This window comes from Rhizobacter sp. P2_H2 (genome assembly GCF_056403375.1).
Map to the genome: position 1 here is coordinate 1 of NZ_JBFUFP010000132.1, position 8998 is coordinate 8998.

The 8998-nt window shown below is 70.0% G+C and carries 6 protein-coding genes and 2 pseudogenes; 5 read left to right on the forward strand and 3 right to left on the reverse strand.

Going from position 1 to position 8998, the window contains the following annotated elements; all coding sequences use genetic code 11:
* A pseudogene (hslU, locus tag AC1D15_RS10300) lies at positions 1 to 425 on the forward strand (HslU--HslV peptidase ATPase subunit); the annotation flags it as partial.
* Here the strand turns inward: hslU and AC1D15_RS10305 are convergent.
* Positions 413 to 1351, reverse strand: coding sequence for an AraC family transcriptional regulator (locus AC1D15_RS10305; protein ID WP_477825903.1), 939 nt, complete (start codon positions 1349 to 1351; stop codon positions 413 to 415). The pseudogene hslU and the gene AC1D15_RS10305 sit on opposite strands and share 13 nt — an antisense overlap.
* Before the next feature lie 100 nt (positions 1352 to 1451).
* On the opposite strand from AC1D15_RS10305, the gene AC1D15_RS10310 reads away from it, so the two are divergent.
* Positions 1452 to 2468, forward strand: coding sequence for a zinc-dependent alcohol dehydrogenase family protein (locus tag AC1D15_RS10310; protein WP_477825904.1), 1017 nt, complete (start codon positions 1452 to 1454; stop codon positions 2466 to 2468).
* A gap of 14 nt (positions 2469 to 2482) precedes the next feature.
* On the opposite strand, the gene AC1D15_RS10315 is transcribed toward AC1D15_RS10310, so the two are convergent.
* Both AC1D15_RS10315 and AC1D15_RS10320 read right to left on the reverse strand, forming a co-directional pair.
* Positions 2483 to 3259 (reverse strand): type III pantothenate kinase, encoded by a 777-nt coding sequence (locus AC1D15_RS10315; RefSeq protein WP_477825905.1) that lies wholly within the window; start codon positions 3257 to 3259, stop codon positions 2483 to 2485.
* An 88-nt stretch (positions 3260 to 3347) separates the two neighbouring features.
* Positions 3348 to 3974 (reverse strand): hypothetical protein, encoded by a 627-nt coding sequence (locus AC1D15_RS10320; RefSeq protein ID WP_477825906.1) that lies wholly within the window; start codon positions 3972 to 3974, stop codon positions 3348 to 3350.
* A 187-nt stretch (positions 3975 to 4161) separates the two neighbouring features.
* On the opposite strand from AC1D15_RS10320, the gene AC1D15_RS10325 reads away from it, so the two are divergent.
* The 3 genes and pseudogenes from AC1D15_RS10325 to AC1D15_RS10335 all read left to right on the forward strand — a co-directional run.
* Positions 4162 to 4998 carry a PPK2 family polyphosphate kinase gene (locus tag AC1D15_RS10325; RefSeq protein WP_477825907.1) on the forward strand — a complete coding sequence of 279 codons (837 nt, stop codon included), beginning with the start codon at positions 4162 to 4164 and terminating at the stop codon, positions 4996 to 4998.
* A gap of 88 nt (positions 4999 to 5086) precedes the next feature.
* Positions 5087 to 8380 carry a fused isobutyryl-CoA mutase/GTPase IcmF gene (icmF, locus tag AC1D15_RS10330; RefSeq protein WP_477825908.1) on the forward strand — a complete coding sequence of 1098 codons (3294 nt, stop codon included), beginning with the start codon at positions 5087 to 5089 and terminating at the stop codon, positions 8378 to 8380.
* Positions 8381 to 8448: 68 nt separating this feature from the next.
* Positions 8449 to 8998: pseudogene (locus tag AC1D15_RS10335) on the forward strand (GGDEF domain-containing protein); the annotation flags it as partial.

Here is an 8998-nt window from a genome sequence, read left to right on the forward strand (position 1 = left end):
TGTTCATCGCGTCGGGTGCGTTCCACCTGAGCAAGCCGAGCGACCTGATCCCCGAGCTGCAGGGGCGCTTCCCGATCCGCGTCGAGCTCGGCTCGCTGAGCGTCGACGATTTCGAGGCCATCCTGACGCAGACGCACGCGAGCCTCGTCAAGCAGTACCAGGCGCTGCTCGCGACCGAGGGCGTCACGCTCGAGCTGCGGCCCGACGCCATCCGCCGCCTGGCGCAGATCGCGTTCGACGTGAACGAGCGCACCGAGAACATCGGCGCGCGGCGCCTGTCGACGGTGATGGAGCGGCTGCTCGACGAGGTGAGTTTCGACGCACCGAAGCTGTCGGGCCAGACGGTGTCGATCGGCGCCGCCGAGGTCGACGCGAAGCTCGGCGAGCTGGCGAAGAACGAAGACCTGTCGCGCTACATCCTCTGAGCCTGCGCGGCCGCCTCGCGCCGCCAGGCGCCGGGCGGCAGGCCGGTGACGCGCTTGAACGCCTTGTTGAAGGCCGGCTCGGAGTCGTAGCCCACCTGGGCCGCGATGCCCGCGAGCGGCGCATCGCCGGCGCGCATCAGGCAGCCGGCACGGAACATCCGCCAGCGCGTCAGGTATTCGAGCGGCGGCTCACCCACCTGCTGGCGGAAGCGCTGCGCGAACGCCGAGCGCGACAGGCCGGCCGCCGACGCCAGTTCGTCGACGGTCCAGGCCCGCGCGAGTTCATGGTGCATGCGGCGCAAGGCCGCGCCGATGCGGCGGTCGGCCCACGCCGTCAGCCAGCTCGCACCCGCCCCCTCGTCGAGCGCGACCGCCTGCGCATGCGAGCGCACCGCATGCACGAACAGGATGTCGGCGAGCCGGCTGATCACGGTGCCCGAGCCGAGCGCCGGGGTGCCAGTTTCGACGGCGAGCATCTGCAGCGTGGCCTGCAGCAGCCGGCTGCGGTCGTCGTCCAGCCGCGCCAGCAGCAGCGCGGGAATCAGCTCGACCAGCGGCTTCGCCGCCAGCGCATCGAATTCGACCCACCCGGTGATCGCGGTGGCCGGCGCGCCGCCGCCGCCCAGCGTCACGACGCCGCCGACGTGGTCGCGCACCGTCTCGCTGCAGGGCCGCGTCGCGGAACCGGGAGCGTCGCTCAGCACGTAGCGCGAGCCGCGCACCATCACGAAGCAATCGCCCGCCGCCAGCGCGACCGGCGGCCCGGCGCCGTCCAGCTGCAGCAGCGCACTGCCCCGCACGACGAGCCCGAAGCGCGCCATGCGGCCGGCCGCGAAATCCAGGCCCCAGGGCGCGCTCAGTTCGAGCCGTGCGTACAACGCGCTGCGCACCCGCATCGCGGCAAAGATGTCATCGAGGGGGTCCATCATTTTTTGGACGGTCAGGCAAGAGATCGAGCGTAGCAGGTATTCATCGTCCTGGACCTGCCTCCCAGAATGGGGCCATCCCCTTCTCGACGAGACCGCGATGCAAAGCCTTCACCTGGATGCCGACAACCCTGCAGCGCCCCTGGTGGTGCGAGACGCGCCACCGGCATCGCCCGGCCCGCACGACGTGCGCGTGCGCGTGCACGCGGTGTCGCTGAACCGGCGCGACCTGATGATCCGCGCCGGCACCTACCCGGTTCCGTTGACGCCGGGGGTCGTGCCGGTCAGCGACGGTGCGGGCGAGGTGATCGAGGTGGGCCGCGCGGTGACGCGCTTCGCGGTCGGCGATCGGGTGACCAGCACCTACTTCCCGCAGTGGACCGAAGGCCGGCTGAGCCTGGCGCAGGCGATGCAGCAGACCGGCTGCAGCCTGCCGGGCTGGCTGGCCAGCGAGGTGGTGGTCGACGAAGGATCGGTGCTCGCGATGCCGGACCACCTCGGCTTCGACGAAGCGGCCACGCTGCCCTGCGCCGCGCTGACCGCGTGGAACGGCCTGACCGGCGGCCGGCCGGTGCGCGCCGGCAGCACGGTGCTGACGCTGGGCGCCGGCAGCATCGCGGTGTTCGCGATCCAGTTCGCGAAGGCGCTCGGCGCCCGCGTGATCGCGACGACGTCCGGCGACGACAAGGCAGCGCGCTTGAAGTCGCTCGGCGCGGACGAGGTCGTCGACTACCGGCAGCGGGCCGACTGGGACCGCGAGGTGCTGCGCCTGACCGACGGCCGCGGCGCCGACCATGTGATCGAGGCGGTCGGGCCGGCCACGCTGGAGCGCTCGCTGCGCTGCGCCGCGTGGGATGCCGACATCGGCCTGATGGGCGTGTTCGGCACCGACGACGCCCGCCTCGACCCGCGCGCCTTCAGCGGCCGGCTGCTGACGCTGCGCCGCATTGCCGTCGGCAGCCGCAGCGACTTCGAGGCGATGAACCGGCTGATCGCCGCGCACCGGCTGAGGCCGGTGATCGATCACGTGTTCCCCATCGATCAGGCCGAGGCCGCCTACCGGCACCTGGCCGACGGCGCRCACCTCGGCAAGGTGGTCATCCGCGTCAGCGGCTGATCACAGCGCCGGGATCACAGCGCCAGGCGGTGCGACTGCAGCTCCAGCAGCCCGTCGAAGATCAGCGTGTCGACGGTCTCGAACGGCAGCGGCACGATCGGCGCCAGCTTCACGGCCGCGCCGCCGGTCATCACGAACACCGGCTCCTGGCCGGTGCGCGCACGCAGCTTGTCCGCCATGCGCAGGATCGCTCCGGCCATCGCATGCGCGCCGCCGCTCATCAGCGCATCGCTGGTGTTGGTCGGGAAATCGACCACCTCGCCGGTCGGTGCCTTCAGGCCCGCGGTGCCCATCTCGAGGGCACGCAGCATCAGCCCGAAGCCCGGCAGGATCATGCCGCCGATGAAACGTCCGGTTTCATCCAGCGCATCGACGGTGACGGCCGTGCCCACCATCACCACCAGCGCGGGCCGCGGCGCACCGGCCGCCCGCACGCGCTGCCAGGCGCCGATCAACGCGACCCAGCGGTCGGTGCCGAGGCGGTTCGGGTGGTCGTAGCCGTTGGTGACGCCGGCGGCATGCGCGGTCGAGACCACCCAGCGCGGCTCGATCTGCCAGTGCGCGAGCTGCTCCAGCTGCTCCTCGACCTCGCGCCGGATGCCCTCGCCGGCCACCACGCAGCCCAGCATGCTGCTCGGCGGCGGCAGGTTCTTCCATTCGGTGTCGGTCAGCCGGTCGATGGTTTCGAGGAAGACGGCGCCGTGCGCCAGCAGCCGCGCGCCCGGTTGCGGACTGCCGTAGTGCGCCCACTTGAGCCGCGTGTTGCCGATGTCGATGGCCAGGAACGTCATGGCCGCAAGGGTAACCGCTGCCGCCCGGGCGACAGGCCGGCATCCGGCAAACCCGGGAAAGTCCCGRGCCCGCCGCGCGCCAGCCGCTTCAGGCCGCCGACGGCGAGTTGACGGTGCGCAGCAGGTCGCGCACGCGGGCAATCGTCTGCGCCGCCCAGATGCCCTTGAACGGCTTCGTGATGCGTTGCTCCACTTCGTCGAGCAGCGCCTCGATGTCGTTGCGCGAGCGCGCCCGCTTCAGGCGCATCAGCGTCAGCGAGCCGGCGACCGGCGCCTCGGCCTTCACGGCGCGCATCAGGATCGCGCGCGCTTCGTCGAGCGCGGCGTCGGCTTCGTCCAGCGGCGCCAGGTCGGAGATCGGCAACTCGCCGAGCATCGAATCGGTGAGCACCGACTCCGGCTGCAGGCTCAGCGACGGCGGCAACGGGCCGGAGACGGTGTCCAGCGGCAGGTCGACATCGAGCGGTGCCAGGCCGGAATTGCCCTGCATCGAACCGGTGCCCTGCGTGAACATGATCAGGCCCATGGCCACCAGCTCGTCGAAGATCTGGTCGGGCACCCCGGCCTGCACGGCGAGCTGCCGCACCTGGCTCTCGCGCCTGCGACCATCGACCAGCAGCAAGACCGTGCGATGCCGCTGTCCCAGTTTTCGTTGTCGACTGCCCAACTCGTCGACGCCTTCCGGCGTCTTCACGGGGATATTGATGCTCGGCACGGAACCACTCCTGATGTTCTGCCCTGGCGCCCCCTCCGGCGCTGTACTTCTGAACGGCGCGATTGTGCCGCCGGAATCGGGTCGGGTAGACCATGATTCCCCGCAACGGAGTGCGGCCGCCCGCTGCGAAGTATCGGCGATACACTCGCGATTGACGTATACGTCAATTGCAACGAACGGAGTCCACGTGACGACCAAGGCACCGGATGGGGCGGATTTCCAGTATGCGGACGCCGGGAGCAAGAAGCGCGCCTTCGACCTCTCCGCGATCGATCCCGGCGCAAAGCCGTTCTCGACCGGCGACAAGCCGGCCGACAAGGCGGCTGTCGATGCACTGGCGCTGGAGCTCGACGAACTGCAGAACCTGTTCTTCGCCGACCGCCGCTTCAAGCTGCTGGTGGTGCTGCAGGGCACCGACACCAGCGGCAAGGACGGCACGCTGCGCGGCGTGTTCGGCCAGATGAGCGCGCTGGGCGTGCAGACGGTCGGCTGGAAGGCGCCGACCGCCCCGGAGCGCGACCACGACTTCCTGTGGCGCATCCACCAGAAGGTGCCGGGTGCCGGCGAGGTGATGGTCTTCAACCGCAGCCACTACGAAGACGTGCTGGTGCCGGTGGTGAACGGCTGGATCACGCCGCAGCAGGCGCGCCAGCGCTACGCCCACATCAACGACTTCGAGCGCATGCTGACCGAGACCGGCACCGTGGTGCTGAAGTTCATGCTGCACATCTCGAAGGACGAGCAGCGCGCCCGGCTGCAGGAGCGGCTGGACGACCCGACGAAGAACTGGAAGTTCGCGCCCGAGGACCTGACCGTGCGCAAGCAGTGGAAGGCCTACCAGCAGGCGTATGCCGATGCGATCGCAGCCACCGGCACGCGCTGGGCGCCGTGGACCGTGGTGCCGGCCGATTCGAAGACGCACCGCAACCTGATGATCGCGACGCTGGTGAAGCGCGCGCTGCTCGGGCTGAAGCTGCGCTACCCGCCGGCCAGCGACGACCTCGCGAAGCTGCGCGTGCGCTGACACGGAGACACTGATGACCGCTGATCCTTCAACGCGCAACCGGCCGAGCGCCGGGCCGCTCCCAAGCCGGCCGGCATCCCCTCGGGGGATCGGCGAAGGTACCCCTTCGACGAGGGGCAGTCATGACTACCGGCCCACGCACAAGGTGCGCTTCGTGACCGCCGCGAGCCTGTTCGACGGCCACGACGCGGCGATCAACATCATGCGGCGCATCCTGCAGGGCATGGGCGCCGAGGTGATCCACCTGGGGCACAACCGCTCGGTCGACGAGGTGGTCACCGCGGCGCTGCAGGAAGACGTGCAGGGCATCGCGATCAGCAGCTACCAGGGCGGGCACGTCGAGTACTTCAAGTACATGGTCGACCTGCTGCGCGAGCGCGGCGGCGCGCACATCCAGGTGTTCGGCGGCGGCGGCGGCGTGATCGTGCCGGCCGAGATCGCCGAGCTGCAGCGCTACGGCGTGAGCCGCATCTACAGCCCCGAAGACGGCCAGCGCATGGGCCTGCAGGGAATGATCGGCGAGATGGTGATGCGCTGCGACCAAGACCTGTCGCCGCATGCGCCCACGGCGCTGGCGGCGATCCAAGGCCGCGGCGAGCCGCAGCGGCGTGCGCTGGCACAGCTGATCACCGCGCTCGAGAACGGCGCCGTGCCCGAGGCCCTGAAGGCCGAGCTGCACGCCGTCGCGCAGCAGAACGCGCCGCCGGTGCTCGGCATCACCGGCACCGGCGGCGCCGGCAAGAGCTCGCTGACCGACGAGCTGATCCGCCGGCTGCGCCTCGACCAGGGCGACGCACTGCACGTCGCGGTGATCAGCATCGACCCGTCGCGCCGCAAGAGCGGCGGCGCGTTGCTCGGTGACCGCATCCGCATGAACGCGATCGCACCGTGGCGGGCCGGACCGCGGGTCTTCATGCGCAGCCTGGCCACGCGCGACTTCGGCAGCGAGATCAGCCAGGCCCTGCCCGACGTGCTGGCCGCCTGCCGCGCCGCCGGCTTCGACCTCGTGATCGTCGAGACCTCCGGCATCGGCCAGGGCGATGCGGCGATCGTGCCGCTGGTCGACGTGCCGATGTACGTGATGACGCCGGAGTTCGGTGCCGCGAGCCAGCTCGAGAAGATCGACATGCTGGATTTCGCCGAGTTCGTCGCGATCAACAAGTTCGACCGCAAGGGCGCGGCCGACGCGCTGCGCGACGTGGCCAAGCAGGTGCAGCGCAACCGCGAGGCCTGGGGCACGCGGCCCGACGAGATGCCAGTGTTCGGCACGATGGCCAGCCGCTTCAACGACGACGGCGTGACCGCGCTGTACCAGGCGCTGCTGCCGCGGCTGGCCGCCCTCGGCATGCCGGTGCGCGCGGGCGTGCTGCCGCCGGCCGCGACGCGCCACAGCACCCACCAGGTGCCGATCGTGCCCGGCGCGCGCGTGCGCTACCTGGCCGAGATCAGCGACACGGTGCGCGGCTACAAGCAGCACGCGCGCGCGCAGGCCCGGCTCGCGCGCGAGGTGCAGCAGCTGCGTGGTGCGGCGCGCATGCTGCTGGAGGCCGATGCGGCGCAACCGGCTCACGCGAATGCCGCGGCGCAGCTCGCCGACCAGCGCGAGCAGCGGCTCGATGCCGCGTCGCGCAAGCTGCTGGCGCAGTGGCCGCAGCTGCAGGCCGCCTATGCGGGTGACGAGTACGTCGTGAAGATCCGCGACAAGGAACTGCGCACCGCGCTGACCACGCAGAGCCTGTCGGGCACCAAGGTGCGCAAGGTGGCGCTGCCGCAGTTCGAGGACCACGGCGAGATCCTGAAGTGGCTGCTGCTCGACAACGTGCCCGGCAGCTTCCCGTACAGCGCCGGCACCTTCGCGTTCAAGCGCGAGGGCGAGGACCCGACGCGCATGTTCGCCGGCGAAGGCGATGCCTTCCGCACCAACCGGCGCTTCAAGCTGCTGTCCGAAGGCATGCCGGCGAAGCGGTTGTCGACCGCGTTCGACAGCGTCACGCTGTACGGCAACGACCCGGCGCTGCGGCCCGACATCTACGGCAAGGTCGGCAACTCCGGTGTCAGCATCGCGACGCTGGACGACATGAAGGTGCTGTACGGCGGCTTCGACCTGTGCAACCCGGCCACCAGCGTCAGCATGACGATCAACGGGCCGGCGCCGACGATCCTCGCGATGTTCATGAACACCGCGATCGACCAGCAGCTGGAGCGCTTCCAGGCCGACAACGGCCGCGAGCCGAGCGACGATGAACTGCACAAGATCCGCGCGTGGGTGCAGCAGAACGTGCGCGGCACGGTGCAGGCCGACATCCTGAAGGAAGACCAGGGGCAGAACACCTGCATCTTCTCGACCGAGTTCAGCCTGAAGGTGATGGGCGACATCGCCGAATACTTCGTGCACCACCAGGTGCGCAACTTCTACTCGGTGAGCATCAGCGGCTACCACATCGCCGAAGCGGGGGCGAACCCGATCAGCCAGCTCGCGTTCACGCTGAGCAACGGCTTCACGTTCGTCGAGGCGTATCTCGCGCGCGGCATGCACGTCGACGACTTCGCGCCGAACCTGAGCTTCTTCTTCAGCAACGGCATGGACCCGGAGTACACCGTGCTGGGCCGCGTCGCGCGGCGTATCTGGGCGGTGGCGATGCGCGAGCGCTACGGCGCCAACGAGCGCAGCCAGAAGCTGAAGTACCACGTGCAGACCTCGGGCCGCTCGCTGCATGCGCAGGAGATCCAGTTCAACGACATCCGCACCACGCTGCAGGCGCTGATCGCGGTCTACGACAACTGCAACTCGCTGCACACCAATGCCTTCGACGAGGCGATCACGACGCCGACCGAGGACAGCGTGCGCCGCGCGATGGCGATCCAGCTGATCATCAACCGCGAATGGGKCCTGGCGAAGAACGAGAACCCGAACCAGGGCGCGTTCATCATCGACGAGCTGACCGAGCTGGTGGAAGAGGCGGTGCTGGCCGAGTTCGAGAAGATCGCCGAGCGCGGCGGCGTGCTGGGTGCGATGGAGACCGGCTACCAGCGCGGCCAGATCCAGGAGGAGAGCATGCACTACGAGATGCTCAAGCACACCGGCGAGTACCCGATCATCGGCGTCAACACCTTCCGCAACCCGCACGGCGACCCGGTGCAGGATCACATCGAGCTGGCGCGCTCGACCGACGACGAGAAGCAGTCGCAGCTCGCGCGGCTTGCCGCCTTCCATGCAACGCATGCCGATGCGGCGCCGGCGATGCTGGCGCGGCTGCAGCAGGCGGTGATCGCGAACGGCAACGTGTTCGAGGTGCTGATGGACGCGGTGCGCTGCTGCTCGCTCGGGCAGATCACCGCGGCGCTGTTCGAGGTGGGCGGGCAGTACCGGCGCAGCATGTAGCCGGGCCGGCGCCTGCCGGCAAGCTTGGGGATGCCGGCACACGCCAAAAGCGATGACAATCCGGTGCCATGAAAGCGCCGCCCATCCGACGATCGACGTCCACCGCGCTCGCCACCGCACGCCGCGCATGGCGGCTGCTGTACAGCGACTCGCGCCGTTGCATCGCGCTGGCCGACCAGGCGCTCGAGCGCAGCCTCGCGCACGGCGACCAGGCCGCCGAAGGCTGGGCCCGGCTGGTGCGCGGGCTRCACCTGATCTGGTATTCCACACCGCTCGAAGCCGCCGGCGAGCTGGCCGAGGCCGACCGCTGCTTCGACGCCACGCACGACCGCGCCGGCCACCTGCTGGCCGAGGTCGGCATCGCGCGCTGCCTGTGGCGCGAGGGCAAGTACCGCGAATCGCTGGAGCGCGCGCTGCCGCTGCGCGCCGAGGGCCTGGCGGTGCTGAAGCACGACGAGCTCGGCATGCTGCTGAACGTGATCGCCGGCTGCTATGCCTCGCTCGGCCAGTCGGAGCAGGCCTTCGCGTACATGTTCCAGGCGCTCAACGAATCGCGCCCGGCACGCGGCAACGGCTTCGAGGTGGTGCTGTACTGCAACCTCGCGCACGAGCTGATCC